The following is a 21,145-nucleotide window of genomic DNA, read 5'->3' on the forward strand; positions in this document are numbered from 1 at the left end:
CTACAGGGCTGAAAAAGGTAATCAAGAGTTTTTGTGAGAAAGTGCTGGAGGCAACCGATTACGCTCTGTATAATGCCGCGGCAATATTTTATCTTTTTCACAGCCCACTCTGGTGAGATATTGCCCATGCTACGTATCGCGAAAGAAGCACTAACGTTTGACGACGTTCTCCTGGTTCCAGCTCACTCTACGGTTCTGCCTAATACCGCTGAGCTCGGCACCCAACTGACCAAAACTATCCGCCTGAATATCCCTATGCTGTCCGCAGCCATGGATACCGTAACCGAAGCCGGCCTGGCCATTGCGCTGGCGCAGGAAGGCGGCCTGGGCTTCATTCACAAAAACATGTCCATCGAGCGTCAGGCTGAAGAAGTCCGCCGCGTGAAAAAACATGAAAGCGGCGTAGTTACCGACCCGCAAGCCGTGACCCCCTCCACCACGCTGAAAGAAGTGAAAGAACTGACCGCGCGTAACGGCTTTGCCGGCTACCCGGTAGTGACCGAAGAGAATGAACTGGTCGGTATCATCACTGGCCGTGACGTGCGCTTCGTGACCGATCTGAACCAGCCGGTTACCGCCGTGATGACGCCGAAAGAGCGCCTGGTCACGGTGAAAGAGGGTGAAGCGCGTGAAGTCGTGCTGCAAAGAATGCACGAAAAACGCGTTGAGAAAGCGCTGGTGGTGGACGACAACTTCCATCTGCTGGGCATGATCACCGTAAAAGACTTCCAGAAGGCGGAGCGCAAGCCAAACGCCTGTAAGGACGAGCATGGCCGCCTGCGTGTTGGCGCTGCGGTTGGCGCCGGTGCCGGCAACGAAGAGCGCGTTGACGCGCTGGTCGCTGCGGGCGTTGACGTACTCCTGATCGACTCCTCTCACGGCCACTCCGAAGGCGTATTGCAGCGCATTCGCGAAACCCGCGCCAAATACCCGGATCTGCAGATCGTTGGCGGCAACGTCGCTACGGCCTCCGGCGCCAAAGCGCTGGCCGACGCCGGCGTGAGCGCGGTGAAAGTGGGGATCGGCCCTGGCTCCATCTGTACCACCCGCATCGTGACCGGCGTGGGCGTACCGCAGATCACCGCTATCGCCGACGCGGTTGAAGCGCTGGAAGGCACCGGCATCCCGGTTATCGCCGACGGCGGCATCCGCTTCTCCGGCGACATCGCCAAAGCCATCGCGGCTGGCGCATCCTGCGTGATGGTCGGCTCCATGCTGGCGGGCACCGAAGAATCGCCGGGCGAAATCGAGCTGTATCAGGGCCGTTCGTTCAAATCCTACCGCGGTATGGGCTCGCTGGGCGCCATGTCCAAAGGCTCTTCCGACCGTTACTTCCAAACCGATAACGCCGCCGACAAACTGGTGCCGGAAGGTATCGAAGGCCGCGTGGCTTACAAAGGCATGCTGAAAGCGATCGTGCACCAGCAAATGGGCGGTCTGCGCTCTTGCATGGGCCTGACCGGCTGCGCCACCATCGACGATCTGCGCACCAAGGCTGAATTTGTGCGCATCAGCGGCGCCGGCATTCAGGAAAGCCACGTGCATGACGTGACCATCACCAAAGAGTCACCGAACTACCGCATGGGCTGATTTCAGGGGCTGCGGCCGGCGCATTTGTTCGCCGTCCGCTGCTCGCATTGCTCATTGACGACATGTCAACTGCGCATGCTGTGCTGCGGGCGACAACCAACTGCCTGGCCTCGCCGACTGAAATCGTCCCTGACGATTTGATTTTTCCTTTTATTTTGTTGCTGGAATTCGCCTCACATGACAAATAATATCCATAAGCATCGCATCCTTATTCTGGATTTTGGTTCGCAATACACTCAACTGGTAGCACGCCGCGTGCGCGAAATCGGCGTTTACTGCGAGCTGTGGGCCTGGGACGTTAGCGAAGAGCAAATCCGCGAATTCAATCCAAGCGGCATCATCCTTTCCGGCGGGCCGGAGAGCACCACCGAACATAACAGCCCGCGTGCGCCAGAATACGTGTTCACCGCCGGTGTGCCGGTACTGGGCGTATGCTACGGCATGCAGACCATGGCGATGCAGCTGGGCGGCCATGTGCAGGGTTCCAACGAGCGTGAGTTCGGCTATGCGCAGGTGGAAGTGACCACCGACAGCGCGCTGGTTCGCGGCATCGAAGACGCTCTCAGCTCCGCCGGCAAACCGCTGCTGGACGTGTGGATGAGCCACGGCGACAAAGTGACCGCCATCCCTTCCGACTTCGTGACCGTCGCCAGCACCGATACCTGTCCGTTCGCCATTATGGCCAACGAAGAAAAACGCTTCTACGGCGTGCAGTTCCACCCGGAAGTGACCCACACCCGTCAGGGCCAGCGCATGCTGGAGCGTTTCGTATTGGACATCTGCCAGTGTGAAGCCCTGTGGACGCCTGCGACCATCATCGAAGATGCGGTTGAGCGTATCCGCGAACAAGTGGGCGAAGATCACGTGATCCTCGGCCTGTCCGGCGGCGTGGATTCTTCCGTTACCGCCATGCTGCTGCACCGCGCCATCGGCAAACGCCTGACCTGCGTGTTTGTCGACAACGGCCTGCTGCGCCTGAACGAAGCCGACCAGGTGCTGGAGATGTTCGGCGACCACTTCGGCCTGAACATCGTGCACGTCGCGGCGGAAGAGCGCTTCCTGAGCGCGCTGGCCGGCGTTGACGAACCGGAAGCCAAGCGCAAGATCATCGGCCGCGTATTCGTTGAAGTGTTCGACGAAGAAGCCTGCAAGCAAGACGAAGTGAAATGGCTGGCGCAAGGCACCATCTATCCGGACGTGATCGAGTCCGCCGCTTCCGCCACCGGCAAAGCGCACGTGATCAAGTCGCACCACAACGTGGGCGGCCTGCCGAAAGAGATGAAGCTGGGCCTGGTCGAGCCGCTGAAAGAGCTGTTCAAAGACGAAGTGCGCAAAATCGGCCTGGAGCTGGGCCTGCCGTACGACATGCTGTACCGCCACCCATTCCCGGGGCCAGGTCTGGGCGTGCGCGTGCTGGGCGAAGTGAAGAAAGAGTACTGCGACCTGCTGCGCCGTGCCGATGCCATCTTCATCGAAGAGCTGCACAAAGCCGACCTGTACAACAAGGTCAGCCAGGCGTTCACCGTATTCCTGCCGGTGCGTTCGGTCGGCGTGATGGGCGACGGCCGTAAATACGACTGGGTTGTTTCACTGCGCGCAGTGGAAACCATCGACTTTATGACCGCGCATTGGGCGCACCTGCCGTACGATTTCCTCGGCCGCGTCTCCAACCGCATCATCAACGAAGTGGACGGCATTTCCCGCGTAGTTTATGACATCAGCGGCAAGCCACCGGCTACCATTGAGTGGGAATAATTTGGCTGCCGGCTTAAGCTGGCACTGACAGGCACTAAAAATAACTAAACCCGCGTAATTGCGGGTTTTTTTGTTTTTGTGATTGGCATTTTCTGGCAGATGTTAGCAACGGGAAGCACGGTTTTATTCAATGGAATTTTTGGGAGGAGCAAAATTAACTGGAATTACTCACCAAGACTTACGTGCATTAACCGATAACATTGTCGAGAGTGGAAAGGTTCCGGTGTAGTGGCACTACACAACTGAATGACCCTGTGCTGCCATTTTATGCGTCTCATGGCCTGCCAAAGCTGAGAATACTGACTGACAGAGGCACTGTGTTCTATGGCAACGTGGAGCAGCATGATTACCCGCTTTACCTGGTGAGAAATGACATCGATCACATGAAATCAGGGCGATTTCTTCTACGCTGTTCGGGAATCGGTCTGTATCCCAAACCTGTTGCGGCTCGCCACGGTTGGCATCAACGGGGCCGAAGATACTCAGAGCAATTGCGCTGGCAATTTCATGGTGGGAAGAATACCAGCATGGTTGGCTGTCTCAAACGTACCTGGTCAAGTTGATAGAAATAAGCTTGCATAATGAACTCCGTAATCCTGGAAGCGGAAAATAAAAAATGCAGTATCATCCTGTATTTTCCCGGCCGGTTGCTCAATTACGTTATTTCACTCTGTGATTAAGAGAATGCTCAAATGTGAACCATATCTCAAAAAATACGGTCATGTATTTAACGCGTTAATATCCATGCGGAGCGTTCGCTTTTCAGGGGAAGATGACAAGAGATTAAAAAATACCGCTTTTTTAGGGGGCTCAGCTACTGCAGATATTGCTAAGGAGTTTCCAATCAACACTTTGGATATGCTAACTATATAAGACCTTTGTCACAATGGTCACGGAAATAAAAAAACATAATTAATAAATATAAAAACGTAATAGATCCCCTGCGGTAATCTGTGTCAGAAAGTATTCCGCATTCACAAAAGAGGTAGGAGATGTGATTAAAATGAGTGGAAACATAATGCATAGTCGGCATGATGAGTATCATAAACTAACTCGTGGAGAACGCATTGGTTATGGCATGGGTGACTTTGCCCAAAACCTTGTTTTTGGTACCATAGGCGGCTTTCTTGCTCTCCACATGTTGACTGTAAATACAATAAGCACAGCAGCTGCAGGGTTTATATTTCTTTTTGTCAGAATTATCAATGTTTTTTGGGATCCCATTGTTGGCACTTTTGTTGATAAACGGAGTTCAAAAGCCGGAAAGTATCGCCCTTGGCTTTTAAGAGCAGGAATTCCACTCGTTATTCTTTCCGCTCTACTTTTTGCACCAATTCCCGAAGTCATAGGTTCAATTCCTTTTGCATTTGTTGTTTATCTTGCATTGGATTTGGTTTATTCAGTTGTGAATATTCCTTATGGTTCTCTTAATGCTTCATTAACAAGAGATCCTGAATCTATTGATAAACTTACAAGTACGCGAATGATGCTGGCCAATAGTGCCAATCTTCTTGTCTATACCCTATTTCCAATGTTTGTACAAATGGCCGCCCCAAAAGATCGAAGCCTCAAGGATACAGGATTTTTTGGACTTGAGTTAAACCTGGGGAATTATACCGATCCATCAGCTAGTTATGCCTGGTTTGGCGTTTACTCAGTTTATATGATAATAGGGTTTGTTGCACTTTTACTCTGTTATAAATTAACAAAGGAACGTGTTGTAGCCACAGCAGAACAATCTGCCAATGTAAAAACGACAGATTTATTCCTTGAGCTCAAAAATAATCGACCGCTTGTCGTTCTCGGGATTTTTTTCATGTTGGCCTTTACATTCATGTTTTTCATGAACACTGTTAATGGATTTTTCAATCAGTTTGTTGTCGGCCATTCAGAATGGATGGGGGCTGTTGGTCTTGTAGCCTCAATTCCAGGTATTGTATTTCCAATTTTTTGGCCAAGACTCAAGAAAATTTTTGGTAAAAAAGGTTTTTTTCATCTTTTTCTTGGCATGTTTATTATCGGTGAATTTTTGACTTACATTTGGTCTCTCGATGGAATGCATGATGCGCTCTGGCTTGCTTACATCGCAACATTCATAAAACAATGGGGCTTAACTTCGGCTACCGGCTTCATGTGGGCACTTGTCCCTGAAGTTATTGCTTATGGTGAGTTAAAATCAGGTAAGCGAAATGCCGCAATCATTAATGCTATTATGGGGCTTTTTTTCAAGATTGGTTTTACTATCGGCGGTGCTGTTCCACTTTGGCTGCTGGCTGTTTATGGCTTTAATGAAACAGGTATACATCAAAATGAAAATGCTATCGCTGGAATAAATATGACAGCGATTTGGATCCCAATAGTTTTAGCCTTTGTGTCGATGATCGTCATTCAATTATATCCCATATCAGATAAAAACATTACAGATATCAACCGTAGGCTTGATGAGATACGTACATAGTTTAACTGATTTAATTAGAACCCTTAGTTAATGCGGAAACTTATTTAAAAAAGGTAAATAATATGTCACTTATTCAAAACCCTATATTGCCTGGATTCAATGCCGACCCAAGTATTATCCGTGTAGAGGACACTTACTATATAGCAAACTCTACATTTGAGTGGTTCCCTGGTGTTCGTTTACATGAATCAAAAGACCTGGAACACTGGAATCTTCTCCCTAGCCCATTGTCAACAACAGCTCTTTTAGATATGAAAGGAAATCCTTCATCAGGTGGGATTTGGGCTCCGGCTCTCTCTTATGCCGATGGCAAATTCTGGTTGGTTTATACGGATGTGAAAATCACGGAGGGTGCTTTTAAAGACATGACAAACTACCTGACCACCGCAACAGATATTCACGGTCCATGGACAGATCCCATCAAACTTAATGGCGTTGGTTTTGATGCTTCACTTTTCCATGATGAAGACGGTCGTAAATATTTAGTTCAACAAACCTGGGACCATCGCGAGTACCATCACCCTTTTAATGGTATTACGTTAACTGAGTTTGATCCAAAGATACTGAAATTAAAACCAGAAACAGCGCGTACCATTTATCGAGGCACTGCCGTTGCACTTGTTGAGGGACCACATCTCTACAAACTGCACGGGTATTATTATCTTTTTGCAGCTCAGGGGGGAACAGTATTTACCCATCAGGAGGTTGTTGCTCGTTCAAAAACCTTGGACGCCAACAGTTTTGAAACAGCGCCAGGGGAGGTTTTCTTGACTAACGTAGATACTCCAGACAGCTACATTCAAAAACAGGGACATGGCAGTTTGGTTTCAACCCCCAAAGGAGAATGGTATTACGCCTCGCTCTGTGCTCGCCCTTGGAATCATGCTGGTGAGTCTGTCTATGATCCTCGTGGTTGGTCAACACTTGGCAGAGAAACGTCTATCCAAAAAGTTTTTTGGGATGAAGCTGGCTGGCCACGTATTGAAGGTGGCCACGGCGGAAAAACCTTTGTCGAAGGTCCAAGGGACGCCATTTATACCCAAAGTGCAAAAGATCATAGCCAGCAAGATGAGTTTACAACTTCGATACTCAATCTCAACTGGAATACCCTCCGCGTCCCGTTCACAGAAAAAATGGGCACAACAGGCGATGGAAAATTGACTTTAATTGGGCAAGGTTCTTTAGCGAATACTCATGACCTCTCGCTTATTGCCCGGCGTTGGCAAGCCTTTTATTTTGATGCTCAAGTTAAAGTGAAATTCAATCCATTTAATTATCAACAAATGGCAGGATTAACAAATTACTATAATGATCGTCATTGGAGTTTTGTTTTCATTACCTGGAATGAAATTAATGGTTCAGTCATCGAAGTTGGAGAGAATAATCGTGGGAAATATACATCATATCTGAAAGATGAAGCAATCAAGATCCCAGAAGATACCGAATATGTCTGGTTTCGCACCAAAGTCAGAAAAGAAAGTTATACTTATGAATATAGCTTTGATGGGATGAGCTTCACTGAAATTCCTGTCAAGTTAGATGCCGCAATTCTTTCGGACGATTATGTACTACAAAGTTATGGTGGGTTCTTTACCGGGGCGTTCATTGGTCTTGCAGTAGTAGACTACTCTGGTTACTCTGCCAGTGCAGAGTTTTATAATTTCGATTATCAGGAACTTGGTGATTTATTAATTGCGAATGACACTTATTGCTGGGAAGCAAGTGAATCACGATTTAATTAAATACTAACGCGCCAATTCAGATAATAAGAGCAACGCCCGACCATGATGATGAGGAGGGGGTTGCTACTGATAAGCGCTGCACGCCGTGGGTAAAGGCGAATTGGCGGAAGCCTGAACTCTGCTGCGGGAAGCAGATGGTTACGCACGCCAGGAGCACCAAATGCCAACCCAGCTGATTGAGCATGATTCAGGAGAAGCGCGCCAGCCATTATGGTGTACGCGCAGAATTATCTTATGAACTCCTTACTGGGGCGTTAATTAGCGGAATGAATTATTCACCTCTATTAATTTTTAATTACTATGATTACGGAGACGCTCACTACGCTAATTATTTAACTGTACCTCTGCGAAATAAAAATAAAATCAACTTGTTTTGGTGACGTTCTTTCTATTTAAACCGAAACGGGATGGTCGTTTTCTGAGAATATATTTAATTTGAGATAGCCATGAAAACTGTAAAAAAAATTCATTTAGCTATGGCAGTTATCGTCGCACTGTGTCCTATTTCCTTACAGGCGCAGGAATTCACTCAGGAACAGATTGACGCCATCGTCGCTAAAGCGGTCGATAAAGCACTGGCCGAACGGCAGGCGAAAATTACCGCCGCCGCCGATAAAAAGGTCGACGTCATTACCAACCCGCAAACCACTGCGGCCTCGCCGGATTTAGCGATTCCATTCGGCCTCAAGTTCAGCGGCTACGCCCGTTATGGCGCCCATTTCCAGACTGGCGATCAGAAATATGTCGGCGTCGACGGATCCTATAACGGCGCTTCGGCGATCGGCCGTCTGGGTAACGAAAGCAACGGCGGTGAATTCCAGATCAGCAAAGCCTTCAAAAGCACCAACGGGGCGATCTGGGATATTAACGTCATGTTTGACCACTGGAGCGACGAAGTGAACCTGAAAAAGGCCTACATAGGCGTCACCAACGTACTCGAATCGCACCCGGATGCTTATCTCTGGGCTGGCCGCGACTTCCACCAACGTCCGCAACAGGGGATCAACGACTACTTCTGGATGAACCACGACGGTCAGGGGGCCGGGGTGAAGAACTTTGATATTGGCGGCGTACTGTTTGACGTGGCGACGGTGTCGCAGGTGAAATCCTGTAGCCCGGAAGTCATGGCCGATGAGACTAACCCATCACGCATCACCTGCACTGGCAGCTCCGATACCGGCGATAACGGCCATTACGCGCTGACCACCAAAACCCACGGCATCAAGGCCGGGCCGATCGACGTCGAAGTATACGCCAACTACGGCTTTGACTCGAAAGCGGTGGATAGCGACGAGCGACTCGATGCCTGGCAGGGCGGACTGGTACTGAGCCATTCCAACGACAGCGGGGTGAACAAGGTCATTCTGCGCTACTCCGACAACTCGGATAACAGCGTCTACAACAAAACCGACGACCTGACCACGGTCTACGCCAGCCTCGAAGGCAGCCATAAATTCACCCAGCAGGCGCAGATCGAATATCTGCTGGCCTTCCACGATTACGATATCGGCAAGGACAACTCCGACAACCGTAAAAACTACGGTGCCATCGTGCGGCCGATGTACTTCTGGAACGACGTGCATTCCACCTGGCTGGAAGCGGGCTACCAGCGCGTGGACTATGATCGGGGCGGGGATAACAAAGGCTGGAAGCTGACGCTGTCGCAGAACATCTCCATTGGCATGGGGCCGGAATTCCGTCCGATGCTACGCTTCTACGTGACCGGCGGCCAGGTGAATAACGAGCATACCGCCAAAGTAGATGGCACCGGCAACGAGCGGCTGGACTCACTGAATATCGGCGGCATGTTTGAGGCGTGGTTCTAAGTTAGCTTGATAAATCCTTTAAGGGGAGGGGTTTTTTTGCCCCTCCCTGGATTCAGGCCCGTGCTTCCTTCAACAACTGCTGAATGACTTGCTCTTGTTTCGCGTAGTCACCTTCGCCAAAAGCGGTGTACCGCAGCTTTCCACTTGCGTCAAAAATGTAATGCGCCGGCCAGTACCTGTTACCGAAATTGTTCCAGATGGCGTAGTTGTTGTCGGCCACAACAGGGTAGGGAAGCCGCCATTTGGCGATGGCCTTCGCCACCGCATCGGGGTCGCGCTCCCAAGGATATTCAGGCGTATGCACTCCCAACACCACCAAACCATCCGTCTGGTACTTGTTTGCCCAATCGCGCACATGCGGCAGCGTGTGCTGGCAGTTGATGCAATCGTAGGTCCAGAAATCCACCAGCACCACCTTGCCTTTTAGCGAGGCGTTGTTCACCGGGCTGCCGTTAAACCAGCGAGTGCCACCCGCCAGCGAAGGCATCCTGTTGGTGATTTGCGGTTCAACAACCGGTTGTAGTTGTACCCGGGGCTGCTGCACCGAAAGGTGCCGGCTAAGGCGTTGCTCCAGATTCTGAGCGAATGCCGGTGCGCTTTGCAGGACGTTCTGGGTACCGGAGGCAATCAGCACTACCGATGCCAGCATCAACCCCCCCGAGATCTGGCGAAGACGCGCCATGATTGCCATCCCTGGTCGCAAACGCATCATCAATCCGTGTCCCGCCACCCCTAGCAACGCCAGCATCAATGCGCAGCCGCTGCCGTAGGCGGCAATCAGCAGGCCGACAGAAACCGGCTCCTTACCCACTGCCGCAAGGCTAAGAAGTGCCCCAAGCACCGGGCCTGCGCAGGGTGACCACAATAAGCCAATTGCCATACCGGCCAGCAGCGCCGCGATAAGCCCGCGGTGACGATGGCTGGAGTCATTGACGCGATTGCCCAACGATATCAGCGGTGCGCCAATAAACTGCGCCACCCGTGTGGAAAGCAGTGTCAGAGCGGTGAGTGCGAGGAAGGCCAGCGCGAACCAACGGCCGGCAGCGGTGATGCTTGCTACCCAATGGCCGGCGATCGAAACCAGCAACGCCACGGCAGTAAACATCATGACCATCCCGGCGAGCAAGACCATCAATTGACCTTTTTTGCCGCGTACACTGGCGAAGACGAACGGAATGACCGGCAAGGTACAGGGGCTGAGCAGCGTCAGCATGCCCGCCAACAAAGCAATTATCAGCGACATAATATTCATCCGTATGGGGTTAATGAGCGTCAATCTTATCGACGGCTTGAGTGATAACCTGTGTGACGGTATCGGGCTGGCTCAGCATAGAGACATGACTGGCAGTTACGGTCGTGACCCTGGCATGAATGGTCTTCGCCATCGCGCGTTCGAGGCCGGGGTCAATCATGCGGTCATCGGCGCTGACCACAAACCAGCTGGGTTTCTGCTTCCACGCTGCGTGAGTCACCTTGTCGCCGAAAGCCGCGGCACGTATCGGCCCCTGAGTCGCGGTCAGGATATGCTGCTCAGTGGGTGGCAGGTCTTGAGCAAAATCCCGGACGACCGAGGCAGGCGGCAGATAGAGAAAACCGTTCGCGGTTTTGGCAATGCCTGCGCTGCCCGGTGGGGCGGGAAAACTGTTGGCCAGCTCGGCGGTAGATTGTCCGTCGTTGGGAGCGAACGCCGCCACATACACCAATGCCTTGACGCGCGCATCGTTGCCCGCTTCGCTGATCACCGTTCCGCCCCAGGAGTGGCCGACGAGCACCACGTCACCGTGCGCACGGGCAATGGCGCGGCGCGTGGCGGCAACATCCTCCTGGAGCGAGGTCAGCGGCAGTTGAACGGCAATCACGTCAATGTTACGCGTCTGCAGTTTTTCAATGACCCGGTTCCAACTGCTGCCGTCGGCAAATGCGCCGTGTACCAGCACCACGCTTTTGTCGTTTTCCGCATAGGCGGTACCGACGGTGAAGAGGGCGAACAGAACAGCGGCAAGCCTGAACTTTTTCATAATTAACCTCGTAAACAGCATTGAGTGGATTGATGACTGCGTTATTTGGCAGTGGAATCATTAAACCCATCGCTTGTGTTCACGAAGTGTCCGAGATCGCCCGGATTTGTCAGCATCCTTATATCGGGGCGGCTGAGATACAAAAGGCTACAATGTCTCATTACGCAGGATGACGCGAGCGTCAAGGCCACCCTGAGGCAAGTTGCTCAATGTCAAGGTGCCCGCCATCTGGCTCACCAACTGAGAGGCAATTGCCAGCCCAAGCCCGGTGCCGCCGGTGTGGCGATTGCGCGAGTTTTCCACGCGGTAAAAAGGCGCCAGCACAGCCTGAAGTTCGCTTTCAGGGATCCCCGGCCCATTGTCGCGCACGTGGAGTTCAACCTGGCCCAGCTGCGGCGTTGAAAGCGTGATTTCGGCATGGCTGCCAAATTTCAATGCATTGTCGAGCAGGTTGGTCATGATGCGCCGCAGCGCCTGTGGACGCACGGCGAAGCGGTCGTCGCCGCTGCAAGGCAAGAAAGCGACCGCTTTACCGATGTCCTGATAATCGCAGGCCATGCTGTCGAGAAAAGCGTTCAGGCTAACGGTCTGGCGTTTTTCCTCCAACACTTCCGCCGAACGCGCAAAGGCGATCCCCTCGCGCACCAACCGGCTCATATCGTCCAGATCGTTCAGCAGCTTGTCGCGCAACTCCGGCTGTTCCGACATCTCCACGCGCAGTTTCATGCGGGTGATCGGCGTTTGCAGATCGTGTGAGATGGCGGCGAGGATCTGCGCTCTCTCTTTCAGGTGAACCTGAATGCGCGTCTGCATGGCATTAAAGGCCCGTGCCGCCTGCCGTACTTCCACCGGCCCGCTTTCGGGCAGGGTTTGCGGGGCGCTTGAGGTTGGTTTCAGTGCGTCTACGGCTTGGGTAAAGCGGATAAACGGCCGCACTACCTGGCGCACGGCCAGCCAGGCACAGCCCAGCAAAAGCAGCAACTGACCTATCAGTACCGCCGGCAGCCAGCGTGCGATAGCCGGCATGCGCGGCCAGAGATCGAGCGTTAAGGGCGCGCCGTCGTGCAATGTGAGGTGTACCTGAATGTGCTCGCGCGGGCCGGGAATGGCGCTGATGCTCATTTGATATCGGCCGCCAAGGGTTTCCTGCAATGAGCGTACCGCGCCTTGCGAGCGCCAGCTGGTGGGATAAGGGCCCGGCAGCCCTGTTGAAAGTTCATAACGGTAGTTGCCGCGCGCCAGCTTCGGTAACCACTGTGCCCGCTCTGCTGCCGGCAGACGATCGAGGATCGCGACGCTGGTCGCCACGTCGTACTCCAGGTTACCCAACATCACGCTTTTTGCGCTGCTCATCCGCTCGATCATCAGGCTGACCAGCGTCATGCCATTCGCCAGCAGTAGGCCAAACAGCACGATCAGCAGCAGACGCGACAGCAAGGATCGCGGCCACAGCCTCATGGATTAACCTCTTTAATGATCACCGGTGCGGCGAGGACATAACCTTCGCTGCGCACCGTTTTGATGTAGGCGGGTTCGCGCGCGTCTTCGCGCAGTCGCTGACGCAGCCGGCTGACCAGCAGATCGATGGAGCGTTCGAACAGCTCGGCATCGCGGCCCTGAGTCAGGTTGAGCAGCTGATCGCGCGACAATACCCGCTGCGGATGATCGAGAAACACGCGCAGCAACCGGTACTCGGCGCCGCTCAGTGCCACTATGGTGCCTTCATTGTCCAGAAGGTGGCGTCCGGAAGTATCCAGTTGCCAGTCGCCAAAGGCAATAATTCTACCCACCTCAGTGACTTGCAGGTTAGGCGGCAGTGCGCGGGTGCGGCGCAGGATCGCCTTGATCCGCGCCAGCAGTTCGCGGGCGACAAAGGGTTTCACCAGATAGTCGTCTGCCCCCATCTCCAGCCCGAGAATGCGATCGGTATCTTCGTTGCGCGCAGTAAGCATCAGTACCGGCAAATTGCGTTGCGTGTCGTTACGCAACTGGCGGCACAACGTGAGGCCGTCGTCGCCCGGCATCATGATATCCAGCACCACCAGATCAATGTGGCTGTTGGCGAGTACGGCTCGCATTTCACGACCGTTAGCCGCACCGGTAGCGCGATAGCCCGATTTCATCAGGTAGTCGGTGATGAGTTCGCGGATATCGCGGTCGTCATCCACGACGAGAATGTTATCAATGTGCTCCAAATGAAACTCCTGATTGCAGATTTGCGAAGGGATCGTCATCCAAACCAAAAAAGACCGGCTCTGGCAGCCCGGTCCGTGAGGATAGACGCTGTTTTACCGTATCGCTTACATTCCCGCTGCATCTACCACGGCTTTGACAAACTCGTTCGGCGCTTCTTCCGGCGGATTATGTCCGATGTTGCCGGTAAAAGTGCGGTGCTCGTATTTACCGCTAAATTTCGCTCGATACGTTTCCTGAGCGGGGTGCGGTGCGCCGTTGTTATCACCTTCAATCGTGATTGTCGGTGTACTTATCACCGGCAGCGTGGCTAATTTTTTCTCATAATCATCGTATTTATGCTCACCCTTTTCCAACCCCAGGCGCCAACGATAATTGCTGATGGTGATCGCGACGTGATCGGGATTATCCAGCGCTTTGGCACTTTGATTGAACGTCGCGTCACTGAATTTCCAGCCTGGTGATGCCTGCTGCCAGATCAGTTTTGCAAAGTCATGGGTATTTTTCGCATAACCTTCGCGGCCGCGTTCGGTGGCGAAATAGAACTGATACCACCACTGTAGCTCAGCCTGCGGCGGTAGCGGTTTCTTGCCGATTTCCTGGCTGCCAATCAAATAGCCGCTGACCGATACCAGCGATTTCACCCGCTCCGGCCATAGCGCCGCCACAATATCAGCCGTGCGTGCACCCCAGTCAAAACCGGCGAATACGGCTTGTTTGATGCCCAAGGCATTCATCAAAGCCACCGTGTCTTCGGCCATCGCTGACGGTTGACCATTACGCGGTGTACCGGCCGAAAGAAATCGCGTGCTGCCGTAACCACGCAGGTAAGGCACGATGACGCGATAGCCTTTTGCTGCCAATTGCGGAGCCACGCCGGCATAACTGTTGATATCGTAAGGCCAGCCGTGCAGCAGAATAATCGCCTCACCCTGGCGCGGGCCAATATCAACGTAGCCGACGTTCAGCACGCCGGCGTTAATGTGATGAATATCTTTAAACGCCGCAGCATAATCTTCCGCCGTCGACGGGGCTGCCGCAGCGTTGCCTGCTGTGGTCAGAATCAGTGCTGCCAGCATTGATTTTCCAGTAAAATATTTCATTTTTTGTTCCTTAATGAATTCGAGCGAGATCAGAGTTTGTCGCGCAGCGGCCGGAAGGCATTGCGCAGTTCAGTGGCGAAGATGTCGGGTTGCTCCCAAGCCGCAAAATGTCCGCCGAGCGGAGCAATCTGATAATAGAACAAGGTCGGAAACGCCTTTTCTGACCAGCTTTTCGGGGCCTGGTAGATCTCTCCCGGAAACACGGAAATCGCCACGGGAACCTGGACTTCCCGCGTTTGTTGCGCGGCCGAACTAAAGTTGTTGTTGTTGTTTTCCCAATAGAAACGCGCCGCTGAAGCTGAAGTATTGGTTAGCCAATACAGAGAGAGGTCGTCAAGAATTTCGTCGCGAGTCAGCACGCGTTCCGGCTCGCCGTGGCTGTCTGTCCATTGGGCAATCTTGTCGTAAGACCAGGCCGCCAGCCCGACCGGAGAATCATTCAACGCGTAGCCAATCGTCTGGGGACGCGTCACCATCATCGCGCCGTATGCCGCGTTGCGGGTGAAGAAGCGGCTCAGCTTATCGAACGCGCGCTGCTCCTCAGGTGCCAACGCCAGCGGGGAAGGCAGCCCCTCATTAATCGCAGGGATAAGCGCATCTGGGACAGTGGCGGGCATCGTCAGATGGATACCGAGCAACCCAGCCGGCGCCTGGCGGCCCATGACATTGGAAATGACCGAACCGTGATCGCCGCCCTGCGAAACATAGCCTGAATAGCCAAGGCGTTTCATCAACCGGTCCCACATCCGGGCAACGCGCGCCGGTTTCCAGCCGGTATCCTTAGGGCGTTCTGAAAAGCCGTAACCGGGAATGGAGGGAATGACCACGTCGAATGCGTCTTCGGCATTGCCGCCATGTGCCGTAGGGTCGGTCAGCGGCCCGATGACTTTCAGAAATTCCAGCACTGACCCCGGCCAGCCGTGAGTCAAAATCAATGGCATGGCGTTGCGGTGGCGCGAACGCACGTGGATGAAATGTACACTCAGACCGTCGATGCGAGTAAGGTACTGTGGCAGGCCATTCAGCCGGCTTTCCACTTTGCGCCAGCTGTAGCCGCTCGCCCAATACTCCACCAGGGGGCGGAGTTTTTGCAGCTGCAATCCCTGCGAATCGTCGCCGACGGTTTCCTTATCCGGCCAACGCGTGCGCGACAGGCGGAACTTAAGGTCGAGCAATTCGCTATCCGCAATGGCGATGGTAAACGGATGAATTTTGCCGTCATCTGCGATTTCCGCCGTAGTGTTCGGTGCGGCTAACGCGTTATCGAGCAGGCCCATCGCTGCTATGCCTGCGGCCGACGCAATCAGTAAGCGGCGGCGTGACTCATCGGGTAAATCGTTAGGTAACTTTTTCATATTTCACCTGATCGTTAATCTATGCGCGTCTCTTAATGCATTACATGCGGGGCAGCCGCATGGGGCGGCACGGTAAATTCCACGGTTTTGCTGTCGAGAGGTTGGTGCGTAGGATCGGCAAGGATGATCGTCACTTTATGTTTGCCTGCGGGGAGCCCAACCAGAATCACCGGCTCGCCGCTGGCATCCGCCCAATGCCAGGGATTGTTATCCAGGACGACGTGAATATGGCCGATGCGCGGTGTGACCTTGAGCGCTTCAGGACCGAAAACCGGTTCGATGCGCAGATTCTCCGCACGGTATTGAATAAAAACGGCCCCCTTGCGCAGCGGGCCGGCCAGCGGCGCGTCGACAATCAGCTTTGCCGGCGGTTGAGGATGTTCGAGCGGGGCGACGGCGGCGAGGCCGACAATGTCGGCAGCACTGCGCCCGGCCAGGTCTTCGGACCAGGCACAGGTCGCAGAGGTAAAAATGAGCAGGGGGATCAGCAGTAGTTTACGTAGCATGGCGATATCTCCATTAAGTGGGTGACAAGTGACAACGCTTATAGGAGAGCACGGCTGTGTATAGGGATTGTTTGCATAAAGCTGGTTTATTGCATCAGGGTGTAATCTGCCCAAGAGCAGATACATTGCGATACAGTGGATTGAACGTTGATTGCGCAAGCGTATTTTTGCTTACCGCTGTAAAGCTTTCCCTGCGTTATAATATTGACCGTTCGTTCCAGTATTTTAGGGGGGAGACATGGCGAGAAATAAAGAATTCGATGTTGAAGGTGCGCTTGACGCCGCTATATGTCCGTACGCAGGAATTGCTGCGTGTGCATTCGGCATTGCTGTTCGATTGGGTGCGCGAGGGCAAGCTGAAGGTCTTCAACGGAGGTGAGTATCCTTTGCGCGATTCGGCTACTGCCCATACTGAAATGTGGAATCGCAAGACTTCAGGAAAGCTCGTGCTTATTCCTTAACCTTTCGCTAACAGGATGCCCACTGCGACGGCAACGCATACAGTTTCGCCGGCCCCAACGGCTTTCTCAATGCCAGATAATCCTCCTGCTCGGCCTCTTGCAGAATCGGTGAGTTGAACTCGCCACTGCCCATGGCGCCGCTGGCGCTTGGCACATCCGCGCAATAGTCATAGCCAGCCTCAATTTTCAATCTGGTTGTTCTGCTCATCATACCTGCGCTGGCAGTCCTGAATCGCTTCCATGTTCCCCAGCGTCCAGTTGAACAGTATCGAGAATGGCCCCTGCAAGGATTCGCCAAGCGGCGTCAGTGAATACTCGACGCCAAGCACCCGCCCATCCAACACCTTGCGTTTCACCATGCCGTTGCGTTCCAGCTTGCGCAGCGTTTGGGTCAGCACGCGTTGAGTGACGCCATCCAGGCGGCGCTTGATGGCGTTAAAACGCTGCGGTTCACGCAGCACCTCCAGCACCATCATTGACCATTTGTCGGCGATCTGGTCGAGAACGATGCGGCTCGGGCAGTCTGCGCGGTAGATCGGGTCAGTCTTGTCCATAGGTATTCTCCAGCATCCCTGGGATGCTTAAGGTGCGTAATTGACGCCAGGTATGCAAAGTATACCATTCGACAAACGGCGCGAAAATCCAGCACCGCTATCCCAGGCAAACAGGACATTGATATGAAAGATACAGATTTCAGCAAGCTCAGGCTGTCTCACGCGCACGGTGTATTGACGATCGCTATCGATAATCCGCCGGTAAACGTGCTTGATGTGGCTCTGATGTCGGAAATGAGTCGTCTATTGCTCTCGGTACGCGACGATCCGGACACGCGCGTGCTGGTTTTCCAGAGCGCGGATCCCGAGTTCTTCATTGCGCATGTTGATATGACCCTGATCGATGAGCCGCACGCCTTCGATGAACTGGCGCGCAACGCGCCGGAGGGGCTGAATCCGTTCCAGGCCTTTGGCGAACTGATGCGCAGCCAACCGCAGGTCACCCTCGTTAAGCTGGCCGGTCTGGCGCGCGGCGGCGGCGCAGAATTCGTTGCGGCGGCCGACATGGCCTTCGCCGCGGAAGGGCGGGCGGGGCTTGCCCAGTGCGAAGCCCTGATGGGCATTACGCCCGGCGGTGGTGCGACCCAATATCTGACGAGCCGCATGACGCGCGGCCGCGCGCTTGAAGTGGTCCTTGGCGCCGATCTTATCGACGCGGCAACCGCAGAGCGCTACGGTTGGATTAACCGCGTATTGCCCGCCGCCGAGCTCGATGCGTTCGTCGATCGGCTAGCGCGTAACATCGCGGCATTGCATGCCGGGGTTATCGCGGCGGCCAAGCAGGCGATGCCCGCGCCGGACCTGCGGGCGGGTTTTCAGCGCGAGCACCAAGCCTGGGCGGGTTTGTTTGCCCGCCCGGCAGCGGAGCAGCTGATTCGCGGAGGGCTTAAGGCCGGCGCCCAGACTAAAGAGGGTGAGCGCAACCTCGAGGGCCTGCTGCGCGGGCTTGGCGTTTAAGGTGTTTTGGCGGTGGGGCCGGGAGCCAGTCTGTGTTCGCTAACTACTCGCCCACTGGCTCAACAACGCATGCAGTTTCGCCGGCTCCAGCGGTTTTCTCAATACCAGGTAGCCTTCCTGCTCGGCCTCTTGCAGAACCGGCGAGTTGAATTCCCCGCTGACCATGGCGCCGCTGGTATCCGGCAGGCGCTCAAACAGCGCTTTCAAGATATCGAAGCCGCTCTCGCCGGAGCGGAGCCGTTGATCGCACAGCACGGCGAAAGGCGAGAAGCCTTCGTCGATAATCGCAAAAGCCTCCTCGGCGGAAGCCGCGCAGCGCACGGTGATGCCCCAGGTGCTCATCAAACTCTCCCAGGCGGAGGTCACCAGCGGGTCATCGTCCACCACCAGGCAGGCGCCACTCAATGACTCATAGCGGGTTGGGGCGCCGGTGTTGGCGTAGCTGTTAACGCTTTCCGGCGGGTGCTCTTCGCCGGTATACAAGGCAAAGCGCATCCAGAAACGCGATCCTTTGCCTTCAATGGAGCGCATGCCGTATTTCACCTTCATCAATTTGGCGCAGCGCGCCACCACCGCCAGCCCCAATCCATGGCCGGCGCTGTCGATTTTCCACGCTAGCTCGGGGCGATAATAGGGGGAAAAGATTTTACCTTTCTCTTCGTCGGCGATGCCGACGCCGGTGTCCCACACTTCGATCAGGCATTCTTCGCCCCGTGGGCGGATCGCGATCAATACGCCGCCTGCTTGCGTATAACGCAGCGCATTTTGTATCAGGTTGATCAGCGATTGCCGGATGAGCAATTGATCGCCCATCACACAAATCCGCCGTTTGGGTCGCCATGTGCGCAATGATAATGCCCGGCTGTTGGCCTCTTCGCGGAACAGGGTGATCACCGAATCCAGTAGCGTTCCAATGTCCACATGGGTGGTCGCCGTACTGACGTTGCCGGACTCAATTTTGCTGAGATCGAGCAGCGAATTGAACATAAGATGCACCGATCGCACGCTTTGTTGCAGATCCAACAGCTGAGGGATCAGCGTGGCGTCGCGATTCTTATGGATGATGGCCTCGATCAGAAAGCCCATCGCGTGTACCGGCTGGCGCAAATCATGGCTGGCGGTGGTCAAGAATTGGTTTTTGTCCAGCAAGGCTTGTTCCGCCTCTTCTTTGGCCTGCCGAAATTGTTCCGCAAGGCGCGAGCTTTTCTCTTCGAGCAGGGCTTGCTGAATAAAGAAGGCATGCGAGGTTAATGCGTGCCGGTAAATGGCGAACCCATAAAGCAAATTGAGCATCAGCACGATCGGCATGACATCGCCCAGTCGCCAGATAATGCCAAGATTAAGCACACCCCAGGAGGCGAAGAAAAAGCGCGTAAAGGTGCTGATGACCGGCGTCAGATGGGTTGCATTGGCGGCGACGATGGCCGCGATACTGATGTTTAATAACAGGAAAAAATCGAAGCTGTTTTTTTCTGGGGCGATTAAATATAAGGATGAAATACCCAAACCATGCACGAAGGCGACGTTATTAATGCGCGGCAACCAACGGCTAATCACTGTGCTGGCATTATTTTTCTGAGTATCATGACGATAGCGGCGATGCCATAATCTGATGGCCAATGCGCAGAGAAAATATATCAGTATCCAGACAATAATCGGCGTGAGTTCTTTCCCCAATAAATAGAGCCAAATGGCGAAAGGAATACCGACAAAGGGCACGGCGGTAAAGCTGAAGACCAACCGCATGAAGGTATTGTCCAGCAGGCGGATCTGCGCGCGTGGGGAGATTTCATCATTTTGTAATGATTGAAGTAATTTCATTGCGAATGATCCTGCCTGCCATGCAGCAGGGTGATGGCTTCCACCCGGCTGTTTACGCCTATTTTTTTGAGAATGTTGCTGATGTGTTCTTTAACCGTGGGTTCGGAAATAGACAACTGCGAAGCTATTCGCTTATTGGGGAAACCGCGCATCATCATGATTAATACATCTATTTGCCGCGGGGTTAAATTGAATTTTTGCAGATGACTGTGAGCATTGGTTACACATTCCCCGTGTTCCAGAGGGAACCATTGTCGATTTTCAATCAGAGCGGAAACGGCTTCGGCGAATAATTCAGGTGGCTCATTTTTAAGTACGAAACCGTGCCCGCCGGCATCACGCACCTTTTGCCATATTTCATTGTTCTCATCGCCGCTGACCACCAGAAAACGAATCTTCGAATACTGGTTTTTTAGCTCTTTGAGTAACTTTAACGCCGTCCCCTCGGACAACCAAAAGTCGATGACCATTAAGCGCGGGGCGCCATTCTCCAGAATGTGGCGATAACAATTAGCTTCGTTGGTTACCACATAGGCATGTTTAAAACGACAATGCGTATTCAGGTAATTGGCGATGCCGCTTGCCACCAACGGATGGTCATCGACAACCAGTGCATAATCCTGCTCCAAAGAGATCTCCTTTCGTGTAAACGTACCAGATTGGCTCCGATGACTCGTTATTATCAACCCTCCCTACTTTAGGAGGGTTTTTTAACTTAAGAAAGGGAAATATATTATTCGGGGATTTGGATAAGGTAAAACATAAAACCATTCAGCGATTGGAACTGTCTGGTTACAAAGGATAAT

Annotated in this window: 18 protein-coding genes and 3 pseudogenes; 9 read left to right on the forward strand and 12 right to left on the reverse strand. The window is 53.5% G+C overall.

The features are described 5' to 3' along the window. Nucleotides 1–126 precede the first annotated feature (126 nt). The 3 genes and pseudogenes from guaB to V2S86_RS00810 all read left to right on the forward strand — a co-directional run. Nucleotides 127–1,590 carry an IMP dehydrogenase gene (gene guaB, locus V2S86_RS00800; RefSeq protein ID WP_004952045.1) on the forward strand — a complete coding sequence of 488 codons (1,464 nt, stop codon included), beginning with the start codon at nucleotides 127–129 and terminating at the stop codon, nucleotides 1,588–1,590. Nucleotides 1,591–1,767: 177 nt separating this feature from the next. After that, nucleotides 1,768–3,345 (forward strand): glutamine-hydrolyzing GMP synthase, encoded by a 1,578-nt coding sequence (guaA, locus tag V2S86_RS00805; RefSeq protein ID WP_062868280.1) that lies wholly within the window; start codon nucleotides 1,768–1,770, stop codon nucleotides 3,343–3,345. 242 nt (nucleotides 3,346–3,587) lie between these two features. Next, a pseudogene (locus V2S86_RS00810) lies at nucleotides 3,588–3,767 on the forward strand (IS481 family transposase); the annotation flags it as partial. Here the strand turns inward: V2S86_RS00810 and V2S86_RS00815 are convergent. After that, nucleotides 3,733–3,867 (reverse strand): annotated as a pseudogene (locus V2S86_RS00815) (xylose isomerase); the annotation flags it as partial. The pseudogenes V2S86_RS00810 and V2S86_RS00815 sit on opposite strands and share 35 nt — an antisense overlap. A gap of 496 nt (nucleotides 3,868–4,363) precedes the next feature. Here V2S86_RS00815 and V2S86_RS00820 point away from each other — a divergent pair. The 4 genes and pseudogenes from V2S86_RS00820 to V2S86_RS00835 all read left to right on the forward strand — a co-directional run bounded on the left by V2S86_RS00820 (nucleotide 4,364) and on the right by V2S86_RS00835 (nucleotide 9,371). Beyond that, a complete protein-coding gene (locus tag V2S86_RS00820; protein WP_330763127.1) occupies nucleotides 4,364–5,803 on the forward strand; it encodes an MFS transporter in 1,440 nt (479 codons plus the stop codon). A 62-nt stretch (nucleotides 5,804–5,865) separates the two neighbouring features. Beyond that, nucleotides 5,866–7,545 carry a glycoside hydrolase family 43 protein gene (locus tag V2S86_RS00825; protein WP_330760826.1) on the forward strand — a complete coding sequence of 560 codons (1,680 nt, stop codon included), beginning with the start codon at nucleotides 5,866–5,868 and terminating at the stop codon, nucleotides 7,543–7,545. Nucleotides 7,546–7,621: 76 nt separating this feature from the next. After that, a pseudogene (locus tag V2S86_RS00830) lies at nucleotides 7,622–7,803 on the forward strand (hypothetical protein). A gap of 188 nt (nucleotides 7,804–7,991) precedes the next feature. Next, complete coding sequence (locus V2S86_RS00835; RefSeq protein WP_330760827.1) at nucleotides 7,992–9,371, forward strand: carbohydrate porin; 1,380 nt, start codon at nucleotides 7,992–7,994, stop codon at nucleotides 9,369–9,371. 52 nt (nucleotides 9,372–9,423) lie between these two features. Here V2S86_RS00835 and V2S86_RS00840 read toward each other — a convergent pair whose 3' ends face one another. The 7 genes from V2S86_RS00840 to V2S86_RS00870 form a co-directional block, all read right to left on the reverse strand. Then, nucleotides 9,424–10,614 (reverse strand): cytochrome c biogenesis protein DipZ, encoded by a 1,191-nt coding sequence (locus tag V2S86_RS00840; RefSeq protein ID WP_330760828.1) that lies wholly within the window; start codon nucleotides 10,612–10,614, stop codon nucleotides 9,424–9,426. A 19-nt stretch (nucleotides 10,615–10,633) separates the two neighbouring features. Then, nucleotides 10,634–11,389 (reverse strand): alpha/beta hydrolase, encoded by a 756-nt coding sequence (locus tag V2S86_RS00845; protein ID WP_330760829.1) that lies wholly within the window; start codon nucleotides 11,387–11,389, stop codon nucleotides 10,634–10,636. Nucleotides 11,390–11,536: 147 nt separating this feature from the next. Next, a complete protein-coding gene (locus V2S86_RS00850) occupies nucleotides 11,537–12,847 on the reverse strand; it encodes an ATP-binding protein (protein ID WP_330760830.1) in 1,311 nt (436 codons plus the stop codon). Then, nucleotides 12,844–13,584 (reverse strand): response regulator, encoded by a 741-nt coding sequence (locus V2S86_RS00855; protein ID WP_330760831.1) that lies wholly within the window; start codon nucleotides 13,582–13,584, stop codon nucleotides 12,844–12,846. Before V2S86_RS00855 ends, V2S86_RS00850 begins: the two co-directional genes overlap by 4 nt. 105 nt (nucleotides 13,585–13,689) lie before the next feature. After that, nucleotides 13,690–14,661 (reverse strand): alpha/beta fold hydrolase, encoded by a 972-nt coding sequence (locus tag V2S86_RS00860; protein ID WP_330763128.1) that lies wholly within the window; start codon nucleotides 14,659–14,661, stop codon nucleotides 13,690–13,692. 53 nt (nucleotides 14,662–14,714) lie between these two features. Further along, a complete protein-coding gene (locus V2S86_RS00865) occupies nucleotides 14,715–16,040 on the reverse strand; it encodes an epoxide hydrolase family protein (RefSeq protein ID WP_330760832.1) in 1,326 nt (441 codons plus the stop codon). A gap of 32 nt (nucleotides 16,041–16,072) precedes the next feature. After that, a complete protein-coding gene (locus tag V2S86_RS00870) occupies nucleotides 16,073–16,546 on the reverse strand; it encodes a DUF6130 family protein (RefSeq protein ID WP_330760833.1) in 474 nt (157 codons plus the stop codon). A 260-nt stretch (nucleotides 16,547–16,806) separates the two neighbouring features. Between V2S86_RS00870 and V2S86_RS00875 the strand changes: the two genes are divergently transcribed. After that, nucleotides 16,807–17,007, forward strand: coding sequence for a zinc-binding dehydrogenase (locus tag V2S86_RS00875; RefSeq protein ID WP_330760834.1), 201 nt, complete (start codon nucleotides 16,807–16,809; stop codon nucleotides 17,005–17,007). A gap of 7 nt (nucleotides 17,008–17,014) precedes the next feature. Here the strand turns inward: V2S86_RS00875 and V2S86_RS00880 are convergent, their stop codons facing one another. Both V2S86_RS00880 and V2S86_RS00885 read right to left on the reverse strand, forming a co-directional pair. Beyond that, nucleotides 17,015–17,197 (reverse strand): hypothetical protein, encoded by a 183-nt coding sequence (locus V2S86_RS00880; protein ID WP_330760835.1) that lies wholly within the window; start codon nucleotides 17,195–17,197, stop codon nucleotides 17,015–17,017. Beyond that, entirely contained in the window at nucleotides 17,187–17,561 is a 375-nt protein-coding gene (locus V2S86_RS00885; RefSeq protein ID WP_037433513.1) for a winged helix-turn-helix transcriptional regulator, read from the reverse strand. Before V2S86_RS00885 ends, V2S86_RS00880 begins: the two co-directional genes overlap by 11 nt. 123 nt (nucleotides 17,562–17,684) lie before the next feature. On the opposite strand from V2S86_RS00885, the gene V2S86_RS00890 reads away from it, so the two are divergent. After that, the gene (locus V2S86_RS00890) at nucleotides 17,685–18,518 is read left to right on the forward strand and encodes an enoyl-CoA hydratase/isomerase family protein (protein ID WP_330760836.1); all 834 of its coding nucleotides are present in this window, start codon (nucleotides 17,685–17,687) and stop codon (nucleotides 18,516–18,518) included. Between the two features lie 39 nt (nucleotides 18,519–18,557). On the opposite strand, the gene V2S86_RS00895 is transcribed toward V2S86_RS00890, so the two are convergent. Continuing rightward, nucleotides 18,558–20,339, reverse strand: a complete 1,782-nt coding sequence (locus tag V2S86_RS00895) for a hybrid sensor histidine kinase/response regulator (RefSeq protein WP_330760837.1) — start codon at nucleotides 20,337–20,339, stop codon at nucleotides 18,558–18,560. Next, nucleotides 20,336–20,968: a response regulator transcription factor gene (locus tag V2S86_RS00900; protein WP_330760838.1), complete on the reverse strand. Its 633-nt coding sequence runs from the start codon at nucleotides 20,966–20,968 to the stop codon at nucleotides 20,336–20,338. The genes V2S86_RS00895 and V2S86_RS00900 overlap by 4 nt, the downstream gene beginning before the upstream one ends. Nucleotides 20,969–21,145: the final 177 nt, after the last annotated feature.

The sequence above is a fragment of the Serratia sp. C2(1) genome (assembly GCF_036352655.1).
In the GTDB taxonomy this organism is placed as follows: domain Bacteria; phylum Pseudomonadota; class Gammaproteobacteria; order Enterobacterales; family Enterobacteriaceae; genus Serratia; species Serratia inhibens.

What these genes read in the sequence shown, in the direction of transcription:
- guaB (WP_004952045.1), top strand. Translation starts at nt 127, where the DNA reads ATGCTACGTATCGCGAAAGAAGCACTAACGTTTGACGACGTTCTCCTG.
- guaA (WP_062868280.1), top strand. Translation starts at nt 1,768, where the DNA reads ATGACAAATAATATCCATAAGCATCGCATCCTTATTCTGGATTTTGGT.
- V2S86_RS00820 (WP_330763127.1), top strand. Translation starts at nt 4,364, where the DNA reads ATGCATAGTCGGCATGATGAGTATCATAAACTAACTCGTGGAGAACGC.
- V2S86_RS00825 (WP_330760826.1), top strand. Translation starts at nt 5,866, where the DNA reads ATGTCACTTATTCAAAACCCTATATTGCCTGGATTCAATGCCGACCCA.
- V2S86_RS00835 (WP_330760827.1), top strand. Translation starts at nt 7,992, where the DNA reads ATGAAAACTGTAAAAAAAATTCATTTAGCTATGGCAGTTATCGTCGCA.
- V2S86_RS00840 (WP_330760828.1), bottom strand. Translation starts at nt 10,614, where the DNA reads ATGTCGCTGATAATTGCTTTGTTGGCGGGCATGCTGACGCTGCTCAGC.
- V2S86_RS00845 (WP_330760829.1), bottom strand. Translation starts at nt 11,389, where the DNA reads ATGAAAAAGTTCAGGCTTGCCGCTGTTCTGTTCGCCCTCTTCACCGTC.
- V2S86_RS00850 (WP_330760830.1), bottom strand. Translation starts at nt 12,847, where the DNA reads ATGAGGCTGTGGCCGCGATCCTTGCTGTCGCGTCTGCTGCTGATCGTG.
- V2S86_RS00860 (WP_330763128.1), bottom strand. Translation starts at nt 14,661, where the DNA reads ATGCTGGCAGCACTGATTCTGACCACAGCAGGCAACGCTGCGGCAGCC.
- V2S86_RS00865 (WP_330760832.1), bottom strand. Translation starts at nt 16,040, where the DNA reads ATGAAAAAGTTACCTAACGATTTACCCGATGAGTCACGCCGCCGCTTA.
- V2S86_RS00870 (WP_330760833.1), bottom strand. Translation starts at nt 16,546, where the DNA reads ATGCTACGTAAACTACTGCTGATCCCCCTGCTCATTTTTACCTCTGCG.
- V2S86_RS00875 (WP_330760834.1), top strand. Translation starts at nt 16,807, where the DNA reads ATGTTGAAGGTGCGCTTGACGCCGCTATATGTCCGTACGCAGGAATTG.
- V2S86_RS00885 (WP_037433513.1), bottom strand. Translation starts at nt 17,561, where the DNA reads ATGGACAAGACTGACCCGATCTACCGCGCAGACTGCCCGAGCCGCATC.
- V2S86_RS00890 (WP_330760836.1), top strand. Translation starts at nt 17,685, where the DNA reads ATGAAAGATACAGATTTCAGCAAGCTCAGGCTGTCTCACGCGCACGGT.
- V2S86_RS00895 (WP_330760837.1), bottom strand. Translation starts at nt 20,339, where the DNA reads ATGAAATTACTTCAATCATTACAAAATGATGAAATCTCCCCACGCGCG.